Raw genomic sequence first — 25,976 nt, 5'->3', positions numbered from 1 at the left:
CAATATTCAACCACAGTGAAAACGGAGACATCGCATGAAAACCCATCGCCAGCCATTCACCACCCTGGCCATCGCCGCGCTGGCCCTGGGCCTGGGCAGTGCCGCCTGGGCGCAAGGCGCCTACCCCACCAAACCCGTGACCATGGTGGTGCCCACCGCTGCTGGCGGCACCACCGACCTGTCGGCGCGCATGGTGGCGCAGGCGCTCGGCCCGGTGCTGGGTCAGTCGGTGGTGGTGGACAACAAGGGCGGTGGCAATGGCAACATTGCGGCCAGCATCGTCAAGCGCGCCGAGGCCGATGGTTACACGCTGTTCATGCAGTACTCGGGCTACCACGTGATCTCGCCCCACCTGACCAAGGTGGCCCAGTGGGCGCAGAGCGACTTTCAGCCGGTTGCCAACGTGATTTCGGCGCCGCAGATCATCGTGGTGCGCAATGACCTGCCGGTGAAGTCCTTGCCTGAGCTGATGGCCTACGCCAAGGCCAACCCGGGCAAGCTCAACTACGCCTCTTCGGGCAACGGTTCGCTGCAGCATGTGACCGGTGCCATGCTGGAGCAGCAGGGCGGCATCAAGATGGTCCATGTGCCCTACAAAGGCACGGGCCCCGCGCTGCAGGACCTGCTGGGCGGCCAGGTCGACCTGACATTTGGCACCGCGCCGCCTTTCATGCCCCATATCGCCAGCGGCAAGCTGCGCGTCCTGGCCGTGACCGGCAAGGAGCGCCTGCCCAGCCTGCCCGATGCGCCCACCACGGCCGAGGCGGGCTACCCCGGTGTGAACGCCACGTCGTGGTTTGCGCTGTTTGCGCCGGCTGGTGTGCCCAAACCGGTGGTGGACAAGCTCACCGCCGACATCCGTACCGTGGTGCAGAGCGCTGCCTTCAAGCAAAAGGCGCAGGAGCAGGGCGCGACGGCCGACTACCAAAGCCCCGCGCAGCTGGGCGAGAAGGTCAAGACCGATCTGGCCAGCTGGGCCAGCGTGGTGAAGAGCGCCAAGATCGAAGCAGAATAATGCTCCAATAGGCTGCTGGCTCATGTTTTATTGCACTGGTAGCTATGTAAATAGTAGCGTTCGGGTGGTGGTTTCTCAAGGGGCCTGGCGCGCGGCCACAATACGCGCCATGTCTGATGTGCATTCCGAAGAACTCCTGGCGCAGGTGGCTGCGCTGCCGGCGCTGCCGGGTGTCTACCGCTATTTCGACGCGCAGGATGCGCTGCTCTACGTGGGCAAGGCGCTCAACCTCAAGCGGCGCGTCTCCAGCTACTTCCAGAAGAACCATGGCGGCACGCGCATCGGCCACATGGTCAGCAAGATCGTGCGCATGGAGACCACGGTGGTGCGCTCCGAGGCCGAGGCGCTGCTGCTGGAAAACAACCTCATCAAGACGCTGAACCCCAAGTTCAACATCCTGTTCCGCGACGACAAGAGCTATCCCTACCTCAAGATCACCGGCGTACCCGGATCGGGCAGCCGCAGCGACGCACCGGGTCAGGTGTTTCCGCGCATGGCCTACTACCGGGGCGCGGTCGATAAAAAGCACCGCTACTTCGGCCCGTACCCCAGCGCCTGGGCGGTCAAGGAAACCATCCAGCTGCTGCAAAAGGTGTTCCGGCTGCGCACCTGCGAAGACACGGTGTTTGCCAACCGCACGCGGCCCTGCCTGCTGTACCAGATCAAGCGTTGCACCGGGCCCTGCGTCAACCTGATTTCGCCCGAGGCCTATGCGGCCGACGTGCAGCACGCCGAGGCGCTGCTGCGCGGCGAGACCCAGGCGCTGCTGCAGGCGCTGGAGGCGCGCATGATGGCGCATTCCGACAAGCTCGAATTCGAGCAGGCCGCCGAGGTGCGCAACCAGATCCAGGCGCTGTCGCGCGTGCTGCACCAGCAATCCATTGAAACGGTGGATGACAAGGATGTGGACATCCTGGCCGTGCGCGTGCAGGGTGGCCGCGCCTGCGTGAACCTGGCCATGGTGCGCGGCGGGCGCCATCTGGGCGACCGGCCGTACTTTCCTGTGCATGTGGAAGACGCGGCCGGGGTTTTTGCGCAGGAAGGCGACGAGGCGGCACCTGCAGCCGCCCGGCCCGTGCCGCCCGTGGAGGTGCTGGTGCTGCAGGCCTTTATCGCCCAGCACTACATCGGTGTGCCCGTGCCCCCGCTGCTGGTGACCAGCGTGCCGGTGGACAAGGCCCTGCTGGCGGCGCTGACCGAGCAAAGCGGCCTGCGCGTGAGCGCCATCCACCAGCCGCGCGAACAGCGCCGCGCCTGGCTGGACATGGCGCAAAAGAACGCCGACCTGCAGCTGGCCCGCCTGCTGGCCGAGGAGGGCTCGCAGCAGGCTCGCACGCGGGCCCTGGCCGAGGCACTGGATTTGCCGCCGGAAGATCTGGACCAGCTCACCATCGAGTGTTTCGACATCTCGCACACGGCGGGCGAATCCACGCAGGCATCTTGCGTGGTGTTTCACCACCACAAGATGCAGAGCAGCGAATACCGCCGCTACAAGATCGAGGGCATCACCGGCGGCGACGACTACGCTGCCATGCGGCAGGTGCTCACGCGCCGCTATAGCAAGGTGGCCGAAGCCGCGCGCGAAGCGGGAGGCATCGACTATGCCGCCAACCCTGCGCCGGGGGCAGAAGAGGCTGCCCGACCCAGCGGCCAGGCGCGCCTGCCCGATCTGGTGCTGCTCGACGGCGGCAAAGGCCAGGTGGCGGTGGCGCGCGAGGTGTTCACCGCGCTGGGGCTGGACCTCACGCGCATCGTGGGCGTGGAAAAAGGCGAGGGCCGCAAGGTGGGCCTGGAAGAGCTGGTGTTTGCCGATGGGCGCGAAAAAGTCTATCTGGGCAAGGATTCGGCCGCGCTGATGCTGGTGGCGCAGATCCGCGACGAGGCCCACCGCTTTGCCATCACCGGCATGCGCGCGGCGCGCGCCAAGGTGCGCGTGGGCGGCGGGCAGCTCGAAGAAATTGCCGGCGTGGGACCCAAGAAGCGCGCGCGGCTGCTGCAGCGCTTTGGCGGTGTGCGGGGCGTGGCGGCGGCCAGCGTCGAAGACCTGGTGACGGTGGACGGCATTTCGCGCGAACTGGCCGAAGAGATCTATCGCGCACTGCGCTGATATCCACCAAGCCAGCGTGACACAATCACGTCCATGTTTTTCACCATTCCCACCATCATGACCTGGACGCGCATCGTCGCGATACCTTTGATTGTGGGGGTGTTCTACGCGCCGCTCGACCCGTCCACGCGCAATCTCATCGCCACCGTGATGTTCGTGGTGTTTGCCGCCACCGACTGGCTCGACGGCTTTCTGGCGCGCAAGCTCAACCAGACCTCGTCTTTTGGCGCTTTTCTGGACCCGGTGGCCGACAAGTTCCTGGTGTGCGCATCGCTCTTGGTGCTGGTGCACCTGCAGCGCGCCGATGTGTTCGTGGCGCTCATCATCATCGGCCGAGAGATCGCGATTTCGGCCCTGCGCGAGTGGATGGCGCAGATCGGTGCCAGCAAGAGCGTGGCCGTGCACATGATCGGCAAGCTCAAGACCACGGTGCAGATGACGGCCATCCCTTTCCTGTTGTATGACGGGCGCCTGTTCGGCGTGATCGACACCGGGGTGTGGGGCACCTGGCTGATCTGGATTTCTGCCGTGCTCACGGTCTGGTCCATGGTGTATTACCTGCAGAAGGCGCTCCCGGAAATCCGGGCCCGTGTCAAGTAATTCCAGATTTTTTGGTCGCAGGCGCTTGATGGATAAGCGCTGGTTGCTATACTTTCAGGAGCATTTGAATGGCGAAGCATCGCATTGCAGTCGTTGCTGGTGACGGCATTGGCAAAGAGGTCATGCCCGAGGGTCTGCGCGTGCTGGACGCGGCAGCGCGCAAGTTCGGCATCGACCTGCACTTCGACCATTTCGACTTCTCGAGCTGGGACTACTACGAGAAGCACGGCAAGATGCTGCCCGACAACTGGAAGGAGCAGATCGGCGGCCATGAGGCGATCTACTTTGGCGCCGTGGGCTGGCCCGAGAAGATTGCCGACCATGTCTCGCTCTGGGGTTCGCTGCTGCTGTTTCGCCGCGAGTTCGACCAGTACATCAACCTGCGCCCCGCGCGCCTCATGCCCGGCGTGATCGCGCCCGTGGTGCGCCGCGATGGCAGCCCGCGCCTGCCCGGCGAGATCGACATGCTGATCGTGCGCGAGAACACCGAAGGCGAATACTCCAGCATCGGTGGCCGCATGTACGAAGGCACCCCGCGCGAGATCGTGATGCAGGAGACGGTGATGTCCCGCCACGGCGTGGACCGCGTACTGAAGTTCGCCTTCGACCTGGCCCAGTCGCGCCCCAACAAGCACCTGACCAGCGCCACCAAGTCCAACGGCATCGCCATCACCATGCCCTACTGGGACGAGCGTGTGGCCGAGATGGCCAAGGCCTACCCGGATGTGAAGGTGGACAAATTCCACATCGACATCCTCACGGCCCACTTCGTGCAGCGCCCTGACTTCTTTGATGTGGTGGTGGCCAGCAACCTGTTTGGCGACATCCTTTCGGATCTGGGCCCGGCCTGCACCGGCACCATCGGCATCGCACCCAGCGCCAACCTGAACCCCACCCGCACCATGCCCTCGCTGTTCGAGCCCGTGCATGGCTCGGCGCCCGACATTGCGGGGCAGGGCATTGCCAACCCCATCGGCCAGATCTGGTGCGGCGCGATGATGCTCGATTTTCTCGGTTACCGTGCCGCGCACGACGCCGTGCTGGCTGCCATCGAGGCCGTGCTGGCTCCCCAGGGCGGCGGCCCGCGCACACCGGACCTGGGCGGCAAAGCCAGTACCCAGGATGTGGGGCGCGCCATTGCGTCTGCCTTGTAACCCGCAACATCAGTGTGGTGTCAATCAGGAATGTTGCCCATGCGGCGGCTTTGAGACAAAACCGCCCTGCAAGCCCCGTCGTACCGTGAAATACGACTAGAATTCAAAGCAACGCTGCTGCAAATCAGCGCGTTGTATTGACACCCGGAAACTCGATGGCTTTAATCTGATGCAGCAGCGCCTGCTGCATACGCCAGTCATTCCCCCGTCTGATCCCGTCCAGTCCCCCGGGGCTGTGCTTTCGGACGTGTGAAGACCAGATATCCGCGAGACATTCCATCAACTCTTTTCCGAGAGGCTTCTTGTGAACAAAACCGAACTGATTGAGCACATCGCTACCAACGCCGACATCTCCAAGGCCGCAGCTGCGCGTGCCCTGGAATCCACGATTGAGGCCGTCAAGAAGACCCTGAAGAAGGGCGGCACTGTTTCGCTCGTCGGTTTCGGTACCTTTGCAGTGGGCAAGCGTGCAGCCCGCACGGGTCGCAATCCCCGTACCGGCGCTGCGATTAAAATCAAAGCTGCTAAAGTTCCAAAGTTTCGTCCAGGCAAGGCATTGAAAGACGCCTTGAATTGATGGCCAGTTAGGTTGGGGTCCTTAGCTCAGTTGGTAGAGCGGCTCCTTTACACGGAGTAGGTCGGCGGTTCGAGACCGTCAGGACCCACCACCACCGAACAAAGGCGAACGAAAGTTCGCCTTTTGTTTTTTGTCTCTGAAAGATCGACCATGTTTGAATCCATCCGCAAGCACTCCAAGATCGTGATGTTCTTGTTGTTCTTGTTGATCATTCCATCGTTTGTGCTGGTGGGCATCGACAGCAACTATTTCTCCGAAAAGAGCGCTGTGGTTGCTCGCGTTGATGGTCACGACATCAAGCAGACCGACTGGGACAACGCCCACAAAACGGAGACGGACAGAATCCGGGCCCAGTCGCCCACGGTGGATGCAAAACTGCTCGACTCTCCCGAGGCCCGCTATGCAACGCTGGAACGCCTGGTTCGTGACCGGGTGCTTCAGGCCGCAGCCCAGAAAATGCACCTGGTCACCAGTGACAGCCGCCTGGCCCGCAGCCTGCAGGAAATTCCGGCCATCGCCGCCCTCAAACGCCCTGATGGCTCGCTGGATGCCGAGGCCTACCGCGCATTGGTGGGCGCCCAAGGGCTGACGCCTGAAGGGTTCGAGGCCAGTGTGCGCCGGGACATTTCGGTGAACCAGGTGATGGGCGGGGTGATGGAATCCGCCTTCGGCACCGATGCGCAGGTCAAGCTGTCGCTGGACGCCCTGTACCAGCGCCGCGAAGTGCAGATTGCCCGTTTCAACCCCGCAGATTTTTCCGGCAAGGTGGCGCCCACCGACGCTGATCTGGAAGGCTACTACAAGGCCCATACCTCCGCATTCCAGCAGGCCGAACAGGCCGCCGTGGAGTATGTGGTGCTGGATCTTGACAGCGTGCGTGCTGGCATCACGCTGAACGAAGATGACTTGCGCACCTATTACAAGGAAAACGTGGCCCGCCTGGCAGGCAAGGAGGAGCGCCGGGCCAGTCATATCCTGATCAATGCGCCCAAGGATGCGCCCGCGGCAGACCGGGAAAAGGCCAAGGCGCGTGCCGTGCAATTGCTGGAACAGGTGCGCAAGGCGCCCGCCACTTTTGCGGAGGTTGCCAAGAAGTCCTCCGAAGATGCGGGGTCTGCCGTGTCGGGCGGAGACCTGAACTTCTTTGGGCTGGGCGCCATGGTCAAGCCGTTCGAAGACGCGGCTTTTGCGATGAAAAAAGGCGATATCAGCGACGTGGTGGAAACCGATTTCGGTTATCACATCATTTTGCTGACGGACATCAAGACACCCCGTCAGCCAAGCTTTGAAGAGTTGCGCCCCTCCATGGAAGCCGAACTCAAGCAACAGCAAGCGCAGCGCAAGTTTGCCGAGGTGGCCGAATCGTTTGCCAATGGCGTCTATGAGCAATCCGACAGTCTCAAGCCCGTGGCCGAAAAGCTCGGGCTCAAAGTGCTGACGGCGTCAGGTGTCACCCGTACACCAGCGCCTGGAGCGACGGGCCCGTTGGCCAACGGCAAGCTGCTGGAGGCGCTGTTCTCAACGGATTCGATCGAGAACAAACGCAATACCGAAGCCGTGGAAATCGGACCCAGCCAGATGGCTGCTGCCCGCGTCAGCGCCTACACCGCTGCACGCACCCTGCCACTGGAGGAGGTGCGTGCGCAGGTGCGCAGCCTGTATATCGCCGAGAAATCCGCCGAACTGGCGCGCAAGGACGGCGAAGCAAAGCTGGCTGCATGGAAAGCCACGCCCGGCAATGCTGCGGGTTTGCAATCCGCCATCGTGATCTCGCGCGATCAACCCCAGAATCAGCCACGGCGTCTGGTGGATGCGGTATTGGGTGCCAGTACCGCCACCTTGCCAGCTTGGATCGGTGTGGATCTGGGAGCGCAGGGTTACGCCGTAGCCAAAGTCAATCGACTGGTTCCGCGCGAGACCCCCAACGAGCAAGTCGCCCGCCAGGAGCGCCAGCAATACCTGCAGTGGTGGAGCAATGCCGAAGGACTGGCCTACTATGAGCTGCTGAAAGACCGCTTCAAGGTTCAGATCAAGGCCCCTCGCCCACAGTCCGCACCCGATTGATCAGAAATTTGACGGATATTGGCGCGAAGCCCGGTTTTCTCGGGCTATAATTCAAAGCTACGGTGGCTGTAGCTCAGTTGGTAGAGTCCAGGATTGTGATTCCTGTTGTCGTGGGTTCGAGCCCCATCAGCCACCCCAAAAAATGCCAGTACAAACAAGGACCTTCGGGTCCTTGTTTCGTTTCGGAGGCACTCCAGGGGCGAGAGTTGAAGTCCACTGGCCATCGCCTTCTGCTAGCGACACCCGTTCTGGACTGTTTGCTGCTGCTTTATTTTCCCGACATTGCTTGGTTCGCGGCAAGGGTTTCATTTTCAGAAGCCGGGTCAATGCATCAGATTGCCAGTGGTGCGAAGGCGCTTGAGCTTGATGTCTGCTGCTTCGGGTCGGGCGGCTCAAAAACCATCGCGTAGTCGCGCTGCATCCGCTGGTCTTGTATCCATTCCACCGGTCTTTTTTTGGCGGCAAATGTGCCAACGCGGGGCAAGACGGGGCACAGAGATAAAAAAAGCCCGATCCTGGGATCGGGCTTTAAAAGGATCCCTGAAACGGGGGTTTCGAGAGGATCCAAGGAGACAACTGGAGGCCCCGAATTCGGGGCGATGGCTCAATGGTCGGGGCATTTCCTGGGCGCTGGCGGGAGACTGCACTCCAGTGCCAGTGCCGCGCCTGGTTCAGCGCTTGCGGGGAGCGGCCGACTTGGCGGCGTCGGCTGCGGTGCTGGCGACGGCGTTGAAGTTGGCTTCGGCCACGTCAGAGGCTTGCTTGACGGCCTTCTGCACCGATTCGAAAGCGTTGTTGGCAGCGGCAACGGCGCTCTTCATCACGGCGACGGCGGTTTCGGAACCGGCGGGGGCGTTCTTGGCAGCGCTGTCCACCAGGTTGGCGAATGCCTTTTGCGCGTCGGCGGTCTGGGTTTCGAAGGTCTTGCCGAATTCTGCGCCGGTGCCCGAAGCGATGTCATACAGGTGACGGCTGTAGGCGGCGGTCTTTTCAGCCAGGGGCTGGAACAGGCCGGCTTGCAGTGCCAGCAGCTCCTGTGCGTCCTTCACGCCCAGGACAGCCTGGGTGTGTTGAGCGGCTTCCGTCAGGGCAGCGCGCGAGGCGGTCACGTTCAGTTCGACCAGCTTTTCCACGCCTTCGAAGGCCTTGGTGGTCAGACCAAACAGGGTTTCGATGTTGGCTTTGTGGGATGCCAGGATTTGTTCTGCGGTCAGCGACATGTCATATCTCCTAAAAATGAAACCCGGATGGGTCAAGGTGGTTCACGGACATCTGCGCTGACCTTGACTCGGTAAAGTCATGTTGCAGTGCAGCATGGAGGGAATTTTAGGTGCTTGCAGTTCAATTGCAAGCTATTTTTGCTGCAATGCAACATATTAGGGGCAACTCCCCAGCGGTGATGGGATTGCCACAATCGTGTCATGCATGCCTATTACGCAGACCATTTTGTGTTGCCCCTGCCGGAGGGGCATCGCTTTCCCATGGCGAAATACCGCCTGTTGCGTGACCGCCTGGCGCAGCAGTTGCCCCAGGTGCAACTCCAGGTGGCCCCGCGGGCCTCTGATGGTGAATTGGCCCTGGTTCACACGCCGGGCTATGTCCAGGCGATTGTTGATGGCACTTTGACTGCAGCCGCGCAGCGGGAGATCGGGTTTCCGTGGACCGAGGTGATGGCCGAACGCGCCCGGCGCTCGGTGGGCGCCACTATTGCGGCATGCCGTGCGGCCCTGGCGCAAGGGGTGGCGGGCAGCTTGGCGGGGGGCACGCACCACGCCTATGCCGACAGGGGCAGCGGGTTTTGCGTGTTCAACGACATTGCCGTGGCTGCGCGCCTGATGCAGGCTGAGTGCCAGCGTGGGGGCAGCGCTGGCGTGGTGCCGCCACTTCGGGTGGCGGTGATCGATCTGGACGTGCACCAGGGCAATGGCACGGCACATATCTTTCGCAGCGATGCCAGCGTGTTCACGCTGTCCCTGCACGGGGCGCGCAATTATCCGTTCCGCAAGGAGGCCGGCGACCTGGATGTGGAGCTGCCCGACGGCTGCGCGGACGACGAATACCTGCAGGCGTTGGACCAGGCGCTGGACGCGCTGGAGCAGCGCTTTGCGCCCGGGCTGGTGCTGTACCTGGCGGGTGCCGATCCCCATGTGGGCGACCGGCTGGGCCGCCTGGCCCTGAGCCACGACGGCCTGGAGGCCCGTGACCGCCGGGTTTTCGACTGGGCCTGGCAGCGTCGCTTGCCCTTGGCCTTCACGATGGCCGGTGGCTATGGCCGCGACCTGGCCGACACGCTTCAGGCGCAGCTGACCACCTGGCGGGTGGCGCAGCAGTACCATGCGCGCTGGCAGAATGTCCGGCCATGACCACTGCCCCCCTTTCCCCGGCCGCACAGCCCGCGCGCCCGGTGCCACAGCCGCGCAGCGCCTACCATGCCTTCCGCTCCATCAGCACCCGCTGGATGGACAATGATGTCTATGGGCATGTGAACAACGTCGTTTACTACAGCTGGTTCGACACCGCCGTGAACGCCCACCTGATCGAACAGGGCGTGCTCGATATCCATGCCGGTGACACCATCGGTCTGGTGATCGAGACCCAGTGCAACTACTTTGCCCCGCTGGCATTTCCGCAGACGGTGGAGGCGGGCATCCGCGTGGCGCGGCTGGGTGGCTCCAGCGTGCGCTATGAGGTGGGGCTGTTTGCCCAGGGCGAGCCACTGTGCGCCGCCGCCGGGCATTTCATCCATGTGTATGTGGACCGCGCCACGCGCCGGCCCGTGCCGGTGCCAGAGGCACTGCGTGCCGTGTTGCAGGCACTGGTGGTGGTTGCTTGATAATTTTGCTATACAAAATATAGCGGTTGGCGCTTTTTGCAAAGGTGCTGAAGCCATTTTTGACACATATCTTGCAACCGGGGCAATAGGGGGCTTTCAGACGGAGGCTGCAGCCGCCTGATGGCCTACACTTTGGGGCCCCTGGCCGCGCCAGCGATGGTTTCTGCACCCCCGGGCTGCCCTGCCGTGGCCCCGCCTCACCATGATCATCACCAGCCTGCTCGATACCGATCTGTACAAGTTCACCATGATGCAGGTGGTGCTGCACCAGTTTCCCGGGGCGCAGGTCGAATACCGCTTCAAGTGCCGCAACCCCGGCGTGGAGCTGGCGCCCCATGTGGCCGAGATCAAGGCGGAAATCCGTTCGCTGTGCAGTCTGCAGTTCCAGGACGATGAGCTGGCCTACCTGCGCTCGTTGCGCTTCATCAAGAGCGACTTCGTGGATTTTCTCGGCCTGTTCCGGCTGAACGAGAAATACATCACCGTCACACCGCTGCCCTCGGGTGAGATCGACATCACCATCCGCGGGCCATGGCTGCACACCATCCTGTTCGAGATTCCGGTGCTGGCCATCGTGAACGAGGTCTACTTTCGCAACACGCAGAAGGTGCCTGATTTCCCTGAGGGCCGCCGGCGCCTGGACGACAAGATCGCGCTGCTGCAGGCCGAGGGTCTGGCCGAGCTCAAGATTGCCGATTACGGTACGCGTCGGCGCTTCAGCCGTGCATGGCATGAAGAGCTTTTGCGCGTGCTGGTGGCCCGTCTGGGAACGGGCGACCGCCGCCCGGGGGCACCGCCCGGCCCAGGCCAGTTTGCGGGCACCAGCAATGTGCTCTATGCCATGAAGCTTGGTGTGACGCCGCTCGGAACCATGGCGCATGAATATTTGCAGGCCTGCCAGGCGCTGGGTCCGCGCCTGCGCGACAGCCAGGTGTTCGGCTTTGAAATGTGGGCCAAGGAATACCGCGGCGACCTGGGCATCGCGTTGTCCGATGTGTACGGCATGAGTGCCTTCCTGCGCGACTTCGACCTGTATTTCTGCAAGCTGTTCGATGGTGCCCGGCACGACAGCGGCGACCCGTTTGCCTGGGGTGAGCGCCTGCTCGACCACTACCGCAAGAACCGAGTCGATCCGCTCACCAAGACGCTGATCTTCAGCGACGCGCTCACCTTCCCGCGCACGATAGAGCTGTACCAGCAGTTCCGGGGCCGCTGCCAGCTGGCGTTTGGCATTGGCACCAACCTCACCAACGATCTGGGGTATGAGCCCCTGCAGGTGGTCATCAAGATGACGCGCTGCAACGGCCAGCCCGTGGCCAAGGTGTCGGATACACCCGGCAAGGGCATGTGCGATGACGAGAAATATCTGGCCTATCTGCGCCAGGTGTTCGAGATTCCCTCGGTGCAATGACCGCTCCGGGTGTCCCCTGCAACCCTTCGACAAGAAAGAGAACCCCCCCATGAAGATTTTCCGCTGGCTGGCCGCTGCCGCCCTGTGCGTGCTGCCCGGCCTGGCAGGTGCCGCCGATATCGATGGCAGCCGCCTTTCGCTGTTGTGGGGTGTGCCGTTTGCCGGCATTTTGCTGTCGATTGCGCTCGTGCCCCTGCTGGCACCCGTCTTTTGGCACCACCACTTTGGCAAGGTGGCGGCGGCCTGGGGGTTGGCGTTTCTGCTGCCGTTTGCCGTGGTGTTCGGCCCGGCGGTGGCCGGCGCCAGCTTCGTGCATGCGCTGCTGGCCGAATACATTCCGTTCGTCATTTTGCTCACGGCGCTGTTCGCGGTGTCGGGTGGCATCTACATCCGGGGCAACCTGCATGGCAGCCCGGGGCTCAACACGGCCATTTTGGCCATTGGCGCCGTGCTGGCCAGCTTCATGGGGACCACGGGCGCATCCATGCTGCTGATTCGCCCGCTGATCCGCGCCAACGACAACCGCAAGCATGTGGCCCATGTGGTGGTGTTCTTCATCTTCATCGTCTCCAATGCGGGCGGCTCGCTCACGCCGCTCGGGGATCCGCCGCTGTTCCTGGGCTTCCTGAAGGGTGTGGATTTTTTCTGGACCGTGGCCCATATCTTCCAGGAGACCCTGTTTCTGGTGGGCGTGCTGCTGGTGCTGTTCTACGTGCTCGACAGCTGGTACTACCGCCGCAGCCAGGAGGTGAGGCCGCAAGACCCGACCCCTGACACCCGTGCCATCGGCTTTGACGGCAAGGTCAACTTTGCCCTGCTGGGCGCGGTGGTGGCGCTGGTGCTGCTCAGCGGTTTCTGGAAATCGCCGGTGGTGTTCAACGTTGCCGGCACCGAGGTGGGATTGCCCGGCATCGTGCGCGATGTGGGCCTGGTCCTTGTCACGCTGGCTTCGCTCTGGCTCACGCCCAAAACGGTCCATGCCGACAACCAGTTCGGCTGGGGGCCCATGCAGGAAGTGGCCAAGTTGTTTGCCGGCATTTTTCTGACCATCATCCCCGTGATCGCCATGCTCAAGGCGGGTGTCAACGGTCCCTTTGGCGCCATTGTGGCCGCCGTGACGCGGTCCGACGGATCGCCCGATCCGGCCATGTATTTCTGGGCTACCGGTGTGCTGTCGTCGTTTCTGGACAATGCTCCCACCTACCTGGTGTTCTTCAACACCGCCGGAGGCGACCCCGCCGTGCTCATGACCACGCTGGCCCCCACGCTGGCGGCCATTTCGGCCGGCGCCGTGTTCATGGGGGCCAACACCTACATCGGCAATGCGCCCAATCTGATGGTCAAGGCCATTGCCGAAGACCGTGGCGTGAAGATGCCCAGCTTCTTTGGCTACATGCTGTGGTCGTGCGGCGTTCTGGTGCCCTTGTTTATTCTCATGACCTTTATCTGGTTCCGTTGATTGGAGACTTCCTGATATGAGCAAACCCCGCATCCTGGTTGCCCGCGCGATCTTTCCTGAGGTGGTTGCGCGCCTGGCGCAGCATTTCGAGGTCGAATCCAACCCCGATGACGTGATCTGGTCGCCCCAGGAGCTGGCCGCGCGGCTGGCCGACAAGGACGGTGCGTTCACCACGGGCAGCCAGCGCATCGATGCCGCCCTGCTGGCCGCCGCGCCGCGCCTGAAGATCGTGGCCAACATGGCCGTGGGCTACAACAACTTCGACGTCGATGCCATGACGGCCGCGAGCGTGCAGGGCACCAACACGCCCGACGTGCTGACCGAAACCACGGCGGACTTCGGCTTTGCGCTGCTCATGGCCACGGCCCGGCGCATGGCCGAAAGCGAGCATTACCTGCGCGCTGGAAAGTGGACCACCTGGCGCTACGACATGTTTGCCGGCAGCGACATCCATGGCAGCACGCTGGGCATCATCGGCATGGGGCGCATCGGCCAGGGCGTTGCCAAGCGCGGCGCGCATGGTTTTGGCATGAACGTGGTCTATCACAACCGATCGCGCCTGTCGCCCGCGCTGGAGGCCGAGTGCAAGGCCCGTTATGTCGAAAAAGACGAGCTGCTGCGCACGGCCGACCATGTGGTGCTGGTGCTGCCCTACACCCCGGCATCGCACCACACCATAGCAGCAGCCGAGCTGGCGCTGATGAAGCCCACGGCCACGCTCATCAACATCGCGCGCGGCGGCATCGTGGACGACGCAGCACTGGCAATAGCGTTGCGCGAGCGGCGCATCGCTGCGGCGGGCCTCGATGTGTTCGAGGGCGAGCCCACGGTGCACCCCGACCTGCTCACCGTGCCCAACGTGGTGCTCACGCCGCACATCGCCAGCGCCACGGTGCCCACGCGCCTGGCCATGGCCAACCTGGCGGCGGACAACCTGATCGCCTTCTTTGACGGGCGCGGGCCGCTCACGCCGGTGAACCAGCCGGTGGCCGGTGTGCGCGCCAGGTGATGCTGGGATCTGAGCGAAATTTGCCTATAACGCTTATGAAGTAAGCGTTATTTGCTACTAAAAACATAGTAAATCTGTCTTGACTACCGATACCCTTGTGCTGCTGGCCGCGCTGGCGCTGGTTCTCGCCCTGCTGGTGCTGCTGTTGTTGCGCCGCCCCCGTGTCGATCTGCCACCCGAATGGCTGGCGCGCCTGCAGGCCCTGGAGCAAACCGCCCTGGCCACGCAGATTGCCGTGGCCAAGAACGATGGCGCTCTGGATGGCATGGGCCAGCAGCTGCGCGGTTTCACCCAGACCACCCAGACCACGCTGGAGACCCTGCGCCACGCCGTGGACGAGCGCCTGGCCCAGGCCGTGAGTGAATCGCGCAACAGCCGCACCGAACTGCTGGCGGCGTTTGGTGTGTTCGAGGGGCGGCTGGAGCAGCGCCTGGCGGCTTTCGATGCAGCCCTGAGCCAGCGCCAGACAGCGCTGGATGTGGCGCTGGGCCAGCGCTTCGATGCTCTGCAGCAGGCTGTGGCCGGGCGGCTGGAAGAAAGCAGCAAGGCGCTGCTGGCGCATCTGGCGCAGGGCCAGGCCGATGCGGCCACGGCGCGCACCGAGCTGTCGGCCACGCTGGTGGGGTTTCGCACCGAGCTCACCACCACCACCGCCGCGCTGGCCTTTGAGAGCGTCAAGTCGCGCGAGGCCATGAGCGAGGGCGCGGCGCTGTTTGAAAAGCGCATCCAGGAGCGTTTCGAGGCGCTCACCGCCGCCACGCGCCTCACGCTCGATTCGCTCAAGACCGACATCCAGGCCCAGCTGGGCACCATGTCGAACGCGCTCAAGGACCAGCTCGAAGGCAACAGCTACCAGATCAAGAACCAGTTCTCGGTGCTGCAGGACGCCGTCTCGCAGCAGCTGGCCGGCCTGGTGCAGGGCAGCCAGCACAACGCCGAGCAGCTGCGCACCGCGCTCAACGAGCGCCTCGGTGCCATCCAGGCCGACAACGCCACCAAGCTCGAAGAAATGCGCCGCACGGTGGATGAAAAACTGCACGCCACGCTGGAGCAGCGCCTGGGCGAGTCGTTCAAGCTGGTCAGCGACCGGCTCGAACAGGTGCACAAGGGCCTGGGCGAAATGCAGACGCTGGCGGGCAGCGTGGGCGACTTGAAGCGCGTGATGACCAACGTGAAGTCGCGCGGTACCTGGGGCGAAATGCAGCTCGGGGCCATCATCGACAACGTGCTCACGCCCGAGCAGTTCGCGCGCAACGTCAAGACCGTGCCGGGCAGCGACGAGCTGGTGGAATTCGCCATCCGCCTGCCGGGCAAGAGCGACGAGCACCCCGTGTGGCTGCCCATCGACTCCAAATACCCGGTGGAGCAATACCAGCGCCTCCTGGACGCCCAGGATGCGGCCGACAAGGCGGCCATCCTGTCGGCAGGCAACGCGTTTGAAACCTCCATCAAGCTCGAAGCCAAGAAGATTTTTGCCAAGTACGTCTCGCCCCCGCACACCACCGACTTTGCCGTGCTGTATTTGCCCACCGAGGGCCTGTTCGCCGAGGTGATGCGCCGCCCCGGCCTGGTCGAGGCGGTGCAGAACGACTGCCGCGTGATGATCACCGGCCCGGCCAACCTGGCGGCCATGCTCAACAGCCTGCAGATGGGCTTCAAGACGCTGGCGATCGAAAAGCGCTCGTCCGAGGTGTGGAGCCTGCTGGGCATGGTCAAGACCGAGTTCGCCAAGTTCGGCGATGTGGTCGAGGCCACCAAGAAGTCCATCGACGCCGCCGCCAAGAAGTTTGACGAGGTGGGCGTGCGCACCCGCGCCATCCAGCGCAAGCTGCGCGATGTGCAGGATCTGCCCGCACCGGATCCGGCCATGCCGCTGGCAGGCGCCAGCACATCGGCACTGCCAGGCCTGGACCCCGAGGACGACCCGCTGTGAACTGGGCACTGGCGCGGTTGATTGCCGGCCAGATCTGCGTGCATGCCTGCATGGCCGGCATGCGCATGGCCGCGCCGCTGCTGGCGCTGCGCGAGGGTTACAGCGCAGCGGCCGTGGGCGTGCTGCTGGCGCTGTTTGCGCTCACGCAGGTGTTCCTGGCCTTGCCCGCGGGGCGTTATGCCGATCGCCATGGCTTGAAGCGCCCCGTGGGTCTGGCGGTGGCGGTGGCATCGGCGGGGGCTGCGCTGGCGCTGGTATGGCCGGTCTTTCCGGTGCTGTGCCTGGCGGCATTGATGACGGGGGGCGCCAGCGGTGCCGCGATCATCGCGCTGCAGCGCCATGTGGGCCGGGCCGCCCACGATGCCACGCAACTCAAGCGCGTCTTCAGCTGGCTGGCCATCGGGCCCGCCGTATCCAACTTCATTGGCCCTTTCTTTGCGGGCTTGCTGATCGACCATGCCGGCAGCACCGCCGGCAGCCTGGAGGGCTACCGTGCCGCGTTTGCGCTGATGGCGCTGCTGCCGCTGGCCACCTGGTTCTGGGTGCGCGACACCGTGGAGCTGCCCCCGGTGATTGCCGCCGGCGGTGCACCGCAGCGGGCGTGGGATCTGCTGAACGATGTGCGTTTTCGGCGCCTGTTGCTGGTCAACTGGTTTCTGTCGTCCTGCTGGGACGTGCACACTTTTGTGGTGCCGCTTCTGGGGCACGAACGCGGCCTGTCGGCCTCGGTGATCGGCACCATCCTCGGGGCCTTCGCCGTTGCGGCGGCGCTGGTGCGGGTGCTGATGCCGCTGGTGGCAGAGCGCCTGCGCGAGGCCGCGGTGATCACCACCGCCATGCTGGCCACCGCGCTGCTGTTCGGTGTCTACCCGCTTTTGCCCACGGCGCTGGCCATGGGGGCCTGCTCGGTGCTGCTGGGGCTGGCGCTGGGCTCGGTGCAACCCATGATCATGAGCATGCTGCACCAGATCACGCCACCGGCCCGCCACGGCGAGGCGCTGGGCCTGCGGCTCATGACCATCAATGCCTCCAGCGTGCTCATGCCGGTGCTGTTCGGCTCGGTGGGGGCGCTGATCGGCGTGGCCGGCCTGTTCTGGTTGGTGGGGGTCGGCGTGGGTTTTGGCGCGCGGCAGGCGTGGCTGATGGGGCGCGAGACCTGATGAAGCGGCTGGCCCTGTGCGCCGCGCGCAGGGCCGGCGCTTCGTGTGCTTTCAGAGCTTGTAGAACGCCTTGATCAGGTCCCAGGCTTCCTGCGGGTCATCGGTGTAGTGGAACAGCTGCAGGTCCTTGGCCGAAATCGTGCCTTCTTCGACCATCACGTCAAAGTTGATCAGGCGCTTCCAGTAGTCGGTGCCGCACAGCACGATGGGCACCGGCTTGGCCTTGCCGGTCTGCACCAGGGTCAGCACTTCGAACAGTTCATCGAGCGTGCCAAACCCGCCGGGGAACGCCACCAGGGCCTTGGCGCGCATCATGAAGTGCATCTTGCGCAGGGCGAAGTAGTGGAACTTGAAACTCAGTGAGGGCGAGATGAAGCGGTTGCCGCTTTGCTCGTGCGGCAGGCCGATGTTCAGGCCCACGTTCAGCGCGCCCGCCTCGTGGGCGCCCCGGTTGGCGGCCTCCATGATGCCGGGGCCGCCGCCCGTGCAGATGTAGATGCGGTCGGCCGGGCGCTGGCGCTCGCTGTACTCGGCCACCAGGCCGGCAAACTGGCGGGCGAGGTTGTAGTAGCGGGCATTGCGCACGGCCTGGTGGGCGCGTTGCAGCTGTGCAGCATCGCCACTGGCCTCGGCTGCACCCAGCTGGGCTGCTGCCTCGTCGGGCGCTACAAAGCGGGCGCTGCCATACACCACCACGGTGTTCTCGATGCCTTGCTCGGCCTGGCCCAGGTCGGGCTTGAGCATTTCCAGCTGAAAGCGGATGCCGCGTGTTTCGCGGCGGAACAAAAACTCGGGGTCGGCAAAAGCGAGCCGGTAGGCATCGGCGTGCAGGGGGTTGTCGTTGTTGGCGTGGGCGTGCAGTTCGGCCCAGGCATCGGCCAGGCGGCGTTCGTTGAGTTGGGTGTTGGCTTCCATGGGGATGGCTGTAGTCGCGGCCCTTGCCGTATGGTGAGAGGGGTGGTGGCATGGCCTGGGCATGGGTGCGCCAGGCCTGGTGGAGTTTTAAATTAAACAGGGCTCTTGCGCTTTTCTGTCATGTGTTGTGAGCTATAAAAATAATAGCAATTCAAGGCGCTGCCAGCGCTGCGCTGCATTGGCCAGGCAGCCCGCTACGGGCGGGTGGACAGCGCCAGTGCCACAGTCTGCAGCCCGAGTATGGTCATGAGCAGCGAGCCCCCCAGGTGCAGCACGGTGGTGCCCGATGCCATCAGGTAGCGCTGCTGCTGCAGCATGGTCACCACCTCGGCCGAAAAGCTGGAAAACGTGGTCAGCGCCCCCAGAAACCCCGTGACCAGCGCCAGCCGCCACACCGGGTCGATGTGGGGCAGCGCCTGGAAGGCAGCAACGCACACACCGATGAGGTAGCCACCCACCAGATTGGCCACCAGCGTGCCCCATGGCAACAGCGCACCGGTGCCGCTGAGCCACAGGCCCAGACGCCAGCGGGCCAGCGCCCCCAGGCTGGCGCCGATACAAATGGACAGAACATTCAGCATGGCGCCATTGTCCACATCCGGTGGTTGCGTCCGGCGCTCAGCGCGCCGCCATCTGCTGCGGCAGCCAGGTCACGATGCCAGGGAAGACGTAGATCAGCGCCACCGCGCCGCACATGAGCAAAAACATGGGCAGGGTGACCTTGGTGATCCAGGGCAACTGGCGGCCCGTCATGCCTTGCAGCACGAACAGGTTGAAGCCCACAGGGGGCGTGATCTGCGCCATTTCGACGACCAGCACGATGAAGATGCCGAACCAGATGGGGTCGATGCCTGCGGCCTGCACCGTGGGCATGAGCACACCCATGGTCAGCACCACCATCGAGATGCCGTCCAGGAAACACCCGAGGATGATGAAGAAAATGGCCAGTGCCACGATGAGTTGGGCCTGGTTCAGGCCCAGCGATGCAATCCACTCGGCCAGGTGGCGCGGCAAGCCGATGTAGCCCATGGCCAGCGTGAGGAACGCGGCCCCTGCCAGGATCAGCGCGATCATGCAGTACAGGCGCGTCGCGCCCATCAGCGAATCCTTGAACGTGCCCCAGTTCATCGAGCCCTGCACGGCCGACAGCACCAGCGAGCCCACCACGCCCACGGCAGCCGCCTCGGTGGCGGTGGCAAATCCGGTGTAGATGGAGCCCAGCACGGCCGCAATCAGCAGCATCACGGGGATCAGGCTGCGCGATTCGGACAGCTTCTGCATGAAGCCCATGCGCACGTCGGCGGCCGGCACCTGTTCGGGGTGGCGCAGCGCCCAGACCACGATGTAGCCCGAGAACAGGGCTGCCAGCAGGATGCCCGGCAGCACGCCCGCAATGAACAGCTGCGAGATCGACACCTCGGCTGACACGCCGTAGACGATCATGATGATCGACGGTGGGATCAGCAGGCCCAGCGTGCTGGCACCGGCCAGCGTTCCCACCACCATGTGCTCGGGGTAGCCCCGGCGCGTCAGCTCGGGCAGCGTCATCTTGCCGATGGTGGCGCAGGTGGCGGCGCTCGATCCCGACACGGCGGCAAAGATGGTGCAGCCCACCACGTTGGTGTGCAGCAGCCGGCCCGGCAGCGCCTGCACCCAGGGGGCCAGGCCCTTGAACATGTCCTGCGACAGCCGGGTGCGGAACAGGATTTCGCCCATCCAGATGAACAGCGGCAGGGCCGTGAGGGTCCAGCTGGAGGCGCTGCCCCAGATGGTCACCGCCATCGCATCGCCCGCCGGGCGCGCGGAAAACAGCTGCATGGCGATCCAGGCGACGCCGGAGAGGGTGAGCCCGATCCATACGCCGCTGCCCAGGATCAGGAACAGCGACAGTACGAGCAGGCCGGTGATGGCGAGATCACTCATGGTAGGTTGTGCCGGGTTTATTCATTGCGCAATGCTTCGCCGGATGAGGCATCCGCACGCCTGCCCATCATTTCCAGCACCAGTTCGTCCAAGAATGCGATCGCCAGAATCACCGTGCCAACGGCCATGGCGATTTGTGGAATCCACAGCGGTGTGGCGTCGCTGCTGGTGGAGATGTCGTGGAACCCGTGCGACTGCCAGGCCAGCTTGCAGCTGTAGGTGGCAAACAGCAGCGCCAGCAGTGTGGCAATGGCCAGGGCCCAGATCTCGAACGCCTTCTTGGCGCCGCCCTTCAGAAAGTTGAGCAGCAGCGTGACGCGGATGTGTTCGCCGCGCTTCAAGGTGTGGGCGAGCGCCAGAAAACCGGCTGCGGCCATCAGGTAGCCCGCATAGGCATCGGTGCCCGGCACATGGAAGTGGAACTGCCGGCTGGCGATGGACAGCAGCACCATCCCCAGCAGGCCGACCATGAAAAGCGCCGCCAGGGCGGCGGCGCCGTCGTACAGAAAGTCCAGCAGGCGGCGCATGGGCACAGTCTTCAAAGGTGCCGGCTTACTTCCGGTAGGCGTCGATCAGCGCCTTGCCCTCGGGGCCGGCCTTGTCGAGCCATTCCTTGAGCATGGTGTCGCCCACCTTGCCCATGTCGGCCTTCAGTGCGGCAGGTGGTGCCACCACTTCCATGCCGTTGGCCTTGAGCTTGGCCACGGTGTCGGCGTTGACCTTGGCACTGTTGGCCCAGCCGCGCGCCTCGGCGTCGGCACCGGCTTTGAGCAGGGCCTGCTGCAGGGGCTTGTCCAGCGCATCAAACGCCTTCTTGTTCACCAGCAGGGCGTTTTTGGGCAGCCAGGCCTGGGTGTCGTAATAGAACTTGAGGTGCTCGTACAGCTTGCTGTCCACTCCTGTGGCGCCCGAGGTCATGGTCGATTCGACCACGCCCGTGGCCAGTGCCTGCGAGAACTCGGCAGCCTGCACCGTCACGGGCTGGGCGCCCACCAGCTCGGCAATGCGCGCGGTGGCGGGGCTGTAGGCGCGCCACTTGATGCCCTTGAGGTCGGCGGCGGAGGCCAGCGGCTTCTTGGTGTAGATGCCCTGGGGTGGCCAGGCCACGGCGTACAGCAGCATCATTCCCTGCTCCGCCAGCTTCTTTTCCAGGAAGGGCTTTTGGGCGGCGTAGAGCTTCCTGGACGCGTCGTAGCTGTCGGCCAGGAAGGGCAGGCCATCCACGCCAAACAGCTGCCATTCGTTCTGGAAGTTGGCCAGCAGGATCTCGCCCATCTGCGCCTGGCCGCCTTGCACGGCGCGCTTGATTTCGGGGGCCTTGAACAGCGCGGCGTTGGCATGCACCGTGATCTTGAGCTTGCCGCCCGTGGCCTTGTCCACGTCGCTGGCCAGTTGCACCATGTTTTCCGTGTGGAAGTTGGTGGCCGGGTAGGCGGCGGCCAGGTCCCACTTGGTCTGGCCAAAAGCCGGTGTGACAGACAGGCCGGCAGCCAGTGCCAATCCGAGTGCGGTGACGGGGAAGATTCGACGCTTCATGAAATAGCTCCGCAGGGTTGGATGTCAAAAATATGAGGATTCACTCTATCGAATGCAGGTCGTTTGGGGGGTAGGTGTTTTGCCTGAATATCGCCAGATTTCCTTCGATTTGCCCACAATATCTACATGCACATCCCGTGCCATGGGGGCTTTCTGCAAGGCGCTTTCCGGGAAATCTGCGGGCAGTGCAACCAATGCGTCGGGCCCCATCGATTCGTCTGCACAACTGGTGAATGAAGCGTTCAAAAATGGGGGGCTCGGTGTTGTAATCTCGCAAAAGAAAGGCGAAGAAGCCAGCTTCGCCGCTGTCGATGCGGATCGCCTCCAGTACAGCGCTACCGCGAGATTCACGAAAATGGCCTGATTGGTGCGCTGAATGCCGGCGATGCGCTCAACCGTGACATCGGCGAGTGGGTCCGTTTGCGGCGTGTGCCCTCGGGCATGCATGACCAGACTGCGCGCTCTGCGGCGTTGCGGTAGTCAATTTCAGATAAAAAACAGCTCTGGCCATCACCTGTAAATCGCTGGTGGCTGTAAATTGAGTAGAAAAAAATGTCCCTTCAACCCTCTTTCGCACCCCGCTGGCAGTTCTGGATTGACCGGGGTGGCACCTTCACCGACGTGGTGGGCAAGCGCCCCGATGGCAGCCTGGTCACGCACAAGCTGCTGTCCGAGAGCCCCGAGCAGTACAAGGACGCCGCCGTGGCGGGCATTCGCCACCTGCTGGGTTTGAAGTCCGGCGAGGCGGTGACGCCCGAACTGGTGGAGTGCGTGAAGATGGGCACCACGGTGGCCACCAACGCACTGCTGGAGCGCAAGGGCGAGCCCACGCTGCTCATCACCACCAAGGGCTTCAAGGATGCGCTGCGCATTGCCTACCAGAATCGACCACGCCTGTTTGATCGCCGCATCGTGCTGCCCGAACTGCTGTACAGCCGCGTGATCGAGGCGCAGGAGCGTGTGGGCGCACACGGCGAGATGATCGAGCCGCTGGACGAGGCGCATCTGAAAGAGCGCCTGTGGGCCGCCTACGACGCGGGCCTGCGCAGCGTAGCCATCGTGTTCATGCACGGCTGGCGCTACACCGCCCACGAGCAGGCAGCCGCCCGCCTGGCCGAGCAGGCGGGGTTCACGCAGATCAGCACATCGCACGCCACCAGCCCCATGATGAAGTTCGTGAGCCGGGGCGACACCACCGTGGTCGATGCCTACCTTTCGCCCATCCTGCGCCGCTATGTGGACCAGGTGGCGGGAGAAATGCCGGGTGTGCCGCTGTTTTTCATGCAGTCGTCGGGGGGGCTGACGGATGCGCACCGTTTTCAGGGCAAGGACGCGATCCTGTCGGGCCCCGCGGGTGGCATCGTCGGCATGGCACGCACCGCAGGCTTGGCGGGCCACGACAAGGTCATCGGCTTTGACATGGGCGGTACCAGCACCGATGTGAGCCACTATGCGGGCGCGTTCGAGCACGAGTTCGAAACGCAGGTCGCCGGCGTGCGCATGCGCGCGCCCATGATGAGCATCCATACCGTGGCAGCGGGTGGGGGCTCCATCCTGGGTTTTGACGGCGCCCGTTTTCGCGTCGGCCCCGAGAGTGCGGGCGCCAACCCCGGCCCCGCCAGCTACCGCCGGGGCGGGCCGCTGGCCGTGACCGATGCGAACGTGATGGTCGGCAAGATCCAGCCCGCGCATTTTCCGAAAGTTTTTGGCCACTCGGCCAACGAGGCGCTGGATGGCGATACCGTGGTGCAGAAGTTTGGCGCGCTGGCGCAGCAGACAGGCCGCAGTGCCGAGGATGTGGCCCACGGCTTCATCCAGATCGCCGTGCAGCAGATGGCCAATGCCATCAAGAAGATCAGCGTGGCGCGCGGCTACGACGTGACGCGCTACACCCTGCAGTGCTTTGGCGGCGCGGGCGGCCAGCATGCCTGCCTGGTGGCCGATGCGCTGGGCATGGCGCGCGTGCTGGTGCACCCGCTGGCGGGCGTGCTCAGCGCCTACGGCATGGGCCTGGCTGACCAGAATGTGATCCGCGAGCAGGCGGTGGAAACCAAGCTGGGGCCCGAGGCGCTGGCGGGCATTGCCGCCACGCTGGAGCAACTGGCCACCATCGCGTGCACCGAGCTGGAGCGCCAGCAGTCGGGCAGCGGCACAGCCGTGGTGCACCGGCGCGTGCATGTGCGCTACGAGGGCAGCGATTCCGCGCTCATCGTGCCGTTTGGCCCCATGGCCGAGATCACCGCCACGTTCGAGGCCGCCTACCGCCAGCGCTTTGCCTTCCTCATGCAGGGCAAGGGCCTGGTGGTGGAGGCTGTCTCGGTCGAGGCCGTGGTGCCCGGCGATGCGCCTGTGGAGCCGCGCCACGCGCTGCAACCCGCGCGCACGGTGCCGCGCCGCAGCACCGTGCGCATGTACACCGGTGGCATCGACGGCGTGGCCGCGTGGCACGACGCCGCGCTGGTGGTACGCGAGGATTTGCGCCCCGGTGATGTGGTCCCCGGCCCGGCCATCATTGCCGAGAAGAACGCGACAACCATCGTCGAGCCCGGCTGGGAGGCCGAGCTGACCGAGCTGGATCACCTGCTGCTCAAGCGCCGCGTGGCCCGTGCCGCGCATCATGCCGTGGGCACCACGGTGGACCCGGTGCTGCTCGAAGTCTTCAACAACCTGTTCATGAACATCGCCGAGCAGATGGGGCTGCAGTTGCAGAACACGGCCTACTCGGTCAACATCAAAGAGCGTCTCGATTTCAGCTGTGCGCTGTTCGACGCAGCGGGCCACCTGATCGCCAATGCGCCGCACATGCCGGTGCACCTCGGGTCCATGGGCGAGAGCATCCAGACGGTGATCCGCCAGGCCGGAACGGACTTGCAATCCGGCGCGGGCAAGATGCAGCCCGGCGACGTGTTCGTGCTCAACGATCCCTACCACGGCGGCACGCACCTGCCGGATATCACGGTCATCACGCCGGTCTACATCGCCGATGAAGCCACGCCCAGGTTCTATGTGGGCAGCCGTGGGCACCATGCCGATGTGGGCGGCACCACCCCTGGTTCCATGCCGCCGTTTTCCACGCGCATCGAGGAAGAGGGCGTGCAGATCAACAACGTGAAGCTGGTGGAGCGCGGCGTGCTGCGCGAGGCGGAAATGATTGCGCTGCTGCAAAGCGGTGAGTACCCGAGCCGCAACCCGCAGCAGAACATGGCCGATTTGCGTGCGCAGATCGCGGCCAACGAAAAAGGCCAGCAGGAGCTGCGCCGCATGGTGGGCGAGTTCGGCCTGGACGTGGTGCAGGCCTACATGCGCCATGTGCAGGACAACGCCGAAGAATCCGTGCGCCGCGTGATCACGCGGTTGAAGGATGGCGCGTTCACCTTGCCGCTCGACAACGGCGCGCAGATCAGCGTGGCCGTGAAGGTGGACGCACACAACCGCAGCGCCACCATCGACTTCACCGGCACCAGCCCGCAGCAGACCAACAACTTCAACGCGCCCACGGCGGTGTGCATGGCTGCGGTGCTGTATGTGTTTCGCATGCTGGTGGACGACGACATCCCGCTGAACGCGGGCTGCCTGAAGCCGCTCAACGTCGTCATTCCGCCCGGCAGCATGCTCAACCCCCACCCGCCGGCCTCGGTGGTGGCGGGCAATGTGGAGACCTCCACCTGCATCACCAATGCCTTGCTGGGGGCGCTGGGTGTGATGGCGGGCAGCCAGTGCACCATGAACAACTTCACCTTCGGCAACGCGCGCTACCAGTACTACGAGACCATTTCCGGCGGCAGTGGTGCAGGCGGCGTGTTCGATGACGCGGGTGCCCTGGTGGGCGGCTTTGGTGGCACGAGCGTGGTGCAGACGCACATGACCAATTCGCGCCTGACCGATCCGGAAATCCTCGAATTCCGCTTTCCGGTACGACTGGAAAGCTATGCCATCCGTGCCAACTCGGGTGGCGGCGGCCGCTGGGCGGGGGGCAACGGTGGGGTGCGGCGCATCCGTTTTCTGGAGCCGATGACGGCCAGTATCCTGTCGAACGGGCGCCACCACGGGGCGTTTGGCATGGCCGGTGGCAAGGTCGGCGCGCCCGGCATCAACAAGGTGGTGCGCGCCAGTGGACGGGTCGAACTGCTCGACCACATCGGCCAGGCCGAGATGCAGCCGGGCGATGTGTTCGAGATCCACACCCCCGGAGGCGGCGGGTTTGGTACTGCGTGAGCAGGATTAAGGTGAAATAGGCTGCCAGGGCATATGGGTAAAGCGCTGGCAGCTATCGATCAAGG

Annotated in this window: 21 protein-coding genes and 2 tRNA genes; 17 read left to right on the top strand and 6 right to left on the bottom strand. The window is 64.1% G+C overall.

Annotation, left to right across the window (positions count from 1 at the left end):
• Positions 1-34: 34 nt before the first annotated feature.
• The 8 genes from BLW02_RS08710 (at position 35) to BLW02_RS08675 (ending at position 7,655) form a co-directional block, all read left to right on the top strand.
• Positions 35-1,015: a Bug family tripartite tricarboxylate transporter substrate binding protein gene (locus BLW02_RS08710; RefSeq protein ID WP_092697944.1), complete on the top strand. Its 981-nt coding sequence runs from the start codon at positions 35-37 to the stop codon at positions 1,013-1,015.
• 109 nt (positions 1,016-1,124) lie between these two features.
• The gene (gene uvrC / locus BLW02_RS08705) at positions 1,125-3,122 is read left to right on the top strand and encodes an excinuclease ABC subunit UvrC (protein WP_092697943.1); all 1,998 of its coding nucleotides are present in this window, start codon (positions 1,125-1,127) and stop codon (positions 3,120-3,122) included.
• Between the two features lie 33 nt (positions 3,123-3,155).
• Complete coding sequence (gene pgsA, locus BLW02_RS08700; RefSeq protein WP_092697942.1) at positions 3,156-3,722, top strand: CDP-diacylglycerol--glycerol-3-phosphate 3-phosphatidyltransferase; 567 nt, start codon at positions 3,156-3,158, stop codon at positions 3,720-3,722.
• Positions 3,723-3,790: 68 nt separating this feature from the next.
• On the top strand, positions 3,791-4,876 hold the full coding sequence (locus tag BLW02_RS08695) for a tartrate dehydrogenase (RefSeq protein WP_092697941.1): 1,086 nt from the start codon (positions 3,791-3,793) through the stop codon (positions 4,874-4,876).
• A 304-nt stretch (positions 4,877-5,180) separates the two neighbouring features.
• Positions 5,181-5,453 carry an HU family DNA-binding protein gene (locus BLW02_RS08690; protein ID WP_024815362.1) on the top strand — a complete coding sequence of 91 codons (273 nt, stop codon included), beginning with the start codon at positions 5,181-5,183 and terminating at the stop codon, positions 5,451-5,453.
• A 15-nt stretch (positions 5,454-5,468) separates the two neighbouring features.
• A tRNA-Val gene (locus tag BLW02_RS08685) sits at positions 5,469-5,544 on the top strand.
• A 59-nt stretch (positions 5,545-5,603) separates the two neighbouring features.
• The gene (locus BLW02_RS08680; protein WP_092697940.1) at positions 5,604-7,517 is read left to right on the top strand and encodes a SurA N-terminal domain-containing protein; all 1,914 of its coding nucleotides are present in this window, start codon (positions 5,604-5,606) and stop codon (positions 7,515-7,517) included.
• A gap of 62 nt (positions 7,518-7,579) precedes the next feature.
• Positions 7,580-7,655 (top strand) — tRNA-His (locus BLW02_RS08675).
• 533 nt (positions 7,656-8,188) lie between these two features.
• Here the strand turns inward: BLW02_RS08675 and BLW02_RS08670 are convergent.
• Positions 8,189-8,737, bottom strand: coding sequence for a phasin family protein (locus BLW02_RS08670; RefSeq protein WP_092697939.1), 549 nt, complete (start codon positions 8,735-8,737; stop codon positions 8,189-8,191).
• A 201-nt stretch (positions 8,738-8,938) separates the two neighbouring features.
• Here BLW02_RS08670 and BLW02_RS08665 point away from each other — a divergent pair, with 201 nt between their 5' ends.
• The 7 genes from BLW02_RS08665 to BLW02_RS08635 all read left to right on the top strand — a co-directional run bounded on the left by BLW02_RS08665 (position 8,939) and on the right by BLW02_RS08635 (position 17,322).
• Positions 8,939-9,880 carry a histone deacetylase family protein gene (locus BLW02_RS08665; protein ID WP_092697938.1) on the top strand — a complete coding sequence of 314 codons (942 nt, stop codon included), beginning with the start codon at positions 8,939-8,941 and terminating at the stop codon, positions 9,878-9,880.
• The gene (locus BLW02_RS08660) at positions 9,877-10,350 is read left to right on the top strand and encodes an acyl-CoA thioesterase (protein WP_092697937.1); all 474 of its coding nucleotides are present in this window, start codon (positions 9,877-9,879) and stop codon (positions 10,348-10,350) included. Before BLW02_RS08665 ends, BLW02_RS08660 begins: the two co-directional genes overlap by 4 nt.
• A gap of 202 nt (positions 10,351-10,552) precedes the next feature.
• On the top strand, positions 10,553-11,761 hold the full coding sequence (pncB, locus tag BLW02_RS08655) for a nicotinate phosphoribosyltransferase (protein WP_092697936.1): 1,209 nt from the start codon (positions 10,553-10,555) through the stop codon (positions 11,759-11,761).
• 49 nt (positions 11,762-11,810) lie between these two features.
• Positions 11,811-13,220 (top strand): sodium:proton antiporter, encoded by a 1,410-nt coding sequence (locus tag BLW02_RS08650; RefSeq protein ID WP_092697935.1) that lies wholly within the window; start codon positions 11,811-11,813, stop codon positions 13,218-13,220.
• A 16-nt stretch (positions 13,221-13,236) separates the two neighbouring features.
• Positions 13,237-14,229 carry a 2-hydroxyacid dehydrogenase gene (locus BLW02_RS08645; RefSeq protein ID WP_092697934.1) on the top strand — a complete coding sequence of 331 codons (993 nt, stop codon included), beginning with the start codon at positions 13,237-13,239 and terminating at the stop codon, positions 14,227-14,229.
• A 79-nt stretch (positions 14,230-14,308) separates the two neighbouring features.
• Positions 14,309-16,162, top strand: coding sequence for a DNA recombination protein RmuC (locus BLW02_RS08640; protein WP_092697933.1), 1,854 nt, complete (start codon positions 14,309-14,311; stop codon positions 16,160-16,162).
• On the top strand, positions 16,159-17,322 hold the full coding sequence (locus BLW02_RS08635) for an MFS transporter (RefSeq protein WP_092697932.1): 1,164 nt from the start codon (positions 16,159-16,161) through the stop codon (positions 17,320-17,322). The genes BLW02_RS08640 and BLW02_RS08635 overlap by 4 nt, the downstream gene beginning before the upstream one ends.
• A 51-nt stretch (positions 17,323-17,373) precedes the next feature.
• Here the strand turns inward: BLW02_RS08635 and BLW02_RS08630 are convergent, their stop codons facing one another.
• The 5 genes from BLW02_RS08630 to BLW02_RS08610 form a co-directional block, all read right to left on the bottom strand.
• A complete protein-coding gene (locus BLW02_RS08630) occupies positions 17,374-18,237 on the bottom strand; it encodes an LOG family protein (RefSeq protein ID WP_092697931.1) in 864 nt (287 codons plus the stop codon).
• Between the two features lie 194 nt (positions 18,238-18,431).
• Positions 18,432-18,818 carry a fluoride efflux transporter CrcB gene (crcB, locus tag BLW02_RS08625; protein ID WP_092697988.1) on the bottom strand — a complete coding sequence of 129 codons (387 nt, stop codon included), beginning with the start codon at positions 18,816-18,818 and terminating at the stop codon, positions 18,432-18,434.
• A gap of 37 nt (positions 18,819-18,855) precedes the next feature.
• Positions 18,856-20,160 (bottom strand): TRAP transporter large permease, encoded by a 1,305-nt coding sequence (locus BLW02_RS08620; RefSeq protein WP_092697930.1) that lies wholly within the window; start codon positions 20,158-20,160, stop codon positions 18,856-18,858.
• A 17-nt stretch (positions 20,161-20,177) separates the two neighbouring features.
• Positions 20,178-20,687, bottom strand: a complete 510-nt coding sequence (locus BLW02_RS08615) for a TRAP transporter small permease (RefSeq protein ID WP_092697929.1) — start codon at positions 20,685-20,687, stop codon at positions 20,178-20,180.
• A 25-nt stretch (positions 20,688-20,712) separates the two neighbouring features.
• Positions 20,713-21,696: a TRAP transporter substrate-binding protein gene (locus tag BLW02_RS08610; protein ID WP_092697928.1), complete on the bottom strand. Its 984-nt coding sequence runs from the start codon at positions 21,694-21,696 to the stop codon at positions 20,713-20,715.
• A gap of 52 nt (positions 21,697-21,748) precedes the next feature.
• Here BLW02_RS08610 and BLW02_RS20370 point away from each other — a divergent pair, with 52 nt between their 5' ends.
• Together BLW02_RS20370 and BLW02_RS08600 are read left to right on the top strand one after the other, a co-directional pair.
• On the top strand, positions 21,749-22,060 hold the full coding sequence (locus BLW02_RS20370) for a hypothetical protein (protein ID WP_139285341.1): 312 nt from the start codon (positions 21,749-21,751) through the stop codon (positions 22,058-22,060).
• 188 nt (positions 22,061-22,248) lie between these two features.
• Complete coding sequence (locus tag BLW02_RS08600; RefSeq protein WP_092697926.1) at positions 22,249-25,911, top strand: hydantoinase B/oxoprolinase family protein; 3,663 nt, start codon at positions 22,249-22,251, stop codon at positions 25,909-25,911.
• Positions 25,912-25,976: the final 65 nt, after the last annotated feature.

The sequence above is a fragment of the Acidovorax soli genome (assembly GCF_900107605.1).
Lineage (GTDB): Bacteria > Pseudomonadota > Gammaproteobacteria > Burkholderiales > Burkholderiaceae_C > Acidovorax > Acidovorax soli.
The sequence above is the reverse complement of the archived record's forward strand: the minus strand, read 5'-3'. Positions and strand labels throughout refer to the sequence as shown.

What these genes read in the sequence shown, in the direction of transcription:
- BLW02_RS08660 (WP_092697937.1), top strand. Translation starts at nt 9,877, where the DNA reads ATGACCACTGCCCCCCTTTCCCCGGCCGCACAGCCCGCGCGCCCGGTG.
- pncB (WP_092697936.1), top strand. Translation starts at nt 10,553, where the DNA reads ATGATCATCACCAGCCTGCTCGATACCGATCTGTACAAGTTCACCATG.
- BLW02_RS08650 (WP_092697935.1), top strand. Translation starts at nt 11,811, where the DNA reads ATGAAGATTTTCCGCTGGCTGGCCGCTGCCGCCCTGTGCGTGCTGCCC.
- pgsA (WP_092697942.1), top strand. Translation starts at nt 3,156, where the DNA reads ATGTTTTTCACCATTCCCACCATCATGACCTGGACGCGCATCGTCGCG.
- uvrC (WP_092697943.1), top strand. Translation starts at nt 1,125, where the DNA reads ATGTCTGATGTGCATTCCGAAGAACTCCTGGCGCAGGTGGCTGCGCTG.
- BLW02_RS08615 (WP_092697929.1), bottom strand. Translation starts at nt 20,687, where the DNA reads ATGCGCCGCCTGCTGGACTTTCTGTACGACGGCGCCGCCGCCCTGGCG.
- BLW02_RS08645 (WP_092697934.1), top strand. Translation starts at nt 13,237, where the DNA reads ATGAGCAAACCCCGCATCCTGGTTGCCCGCGCGATCTTTCCTGAGGTG.
- BLW02_RS08600 (WP_092697926.1), top strand. Translation starts at nt 22,249, where the DNA reads ATGTCCCTTCAACCCTCTTTCGCACCCCGCTGGCAGTTCTGGATTGAC.
- BLW02_RS08695 (WP_092697941.1), top strand. Translation starts at nt 3,791, where the DNA reads ATGGCGAAGCATCGCATTGCAGTCGTTGCTGGTGACGGCATTGGCAAA.
- BLW02_RS20370 (WP_139285341.1), top strand. Translation starts at nt 21,749, where the DNA reads ATGCAGGTCGTTTGGGGGGTAGGTGTTTTGCCTGAATATCGCCAGATT.
- BLW02_RS08620 (WP_092697930.1), bottom strand. Translation starts at nt 20,160, where the DNA reads ATGAGTGATCTCGCCATCACCGGCCTGCTCGTACTGTCGCTGTTCCTG.
- BLW02_RS08670 (WP_092697939.1), bottom strand. Translation starts at nt 8,737, where the DNA reads ATGTCGCTGACCGCAGAACAAATCCTGGCATCCCACAAAGCCAACATC.
- BLW02_RS08630 (WP_092697931.1), bottom strand. Translation starts at nt 18,237, where the DNA reads ATGGAAGCCAACACCCAACTCAACGAACGCCGCCTGGCCGATGCCTGG.
- BLW02_RS08610 (WP_092697928.1), bottom strand. Translation starts at nt 21,696, where the DNA reads ATGAAGCGTCGAATCTTCCCCGTCACCGCACTCGGATTGGCACTGGCT.
- BLW02_RS08665 (WP_092697938.1), top strand. Translation starts at nt 8,939, where the DNA reads ATGCATGCCTATTACGCAGACCATTTTGTGTTGCCCCTGCCGGAGGGG.
- BLW02_RS08710 (WP_092697944.1), top strand. Translation starts at nt 35, where the DNA reads ATGAAAACCCATCGCCAGCCATTCACCACCCTGGCCATCGCCGCGCTG.
- BLW02_RS08680 (WP_092697940.1), top strand. Translation starts at nt 5,604, where the DNA reads ATGTTTGAATCCATCCGCAAGCACTCCAAGATCGTGATGTTCTTGTTG.
- crcB (WP_092697988.1), bottom strand. Translation starts at nt 18,818, where the DNA reads ATGCTGAATGTTCTGTCCATTTGTATCGGCGCCAGCCTGGGGGCGCTG.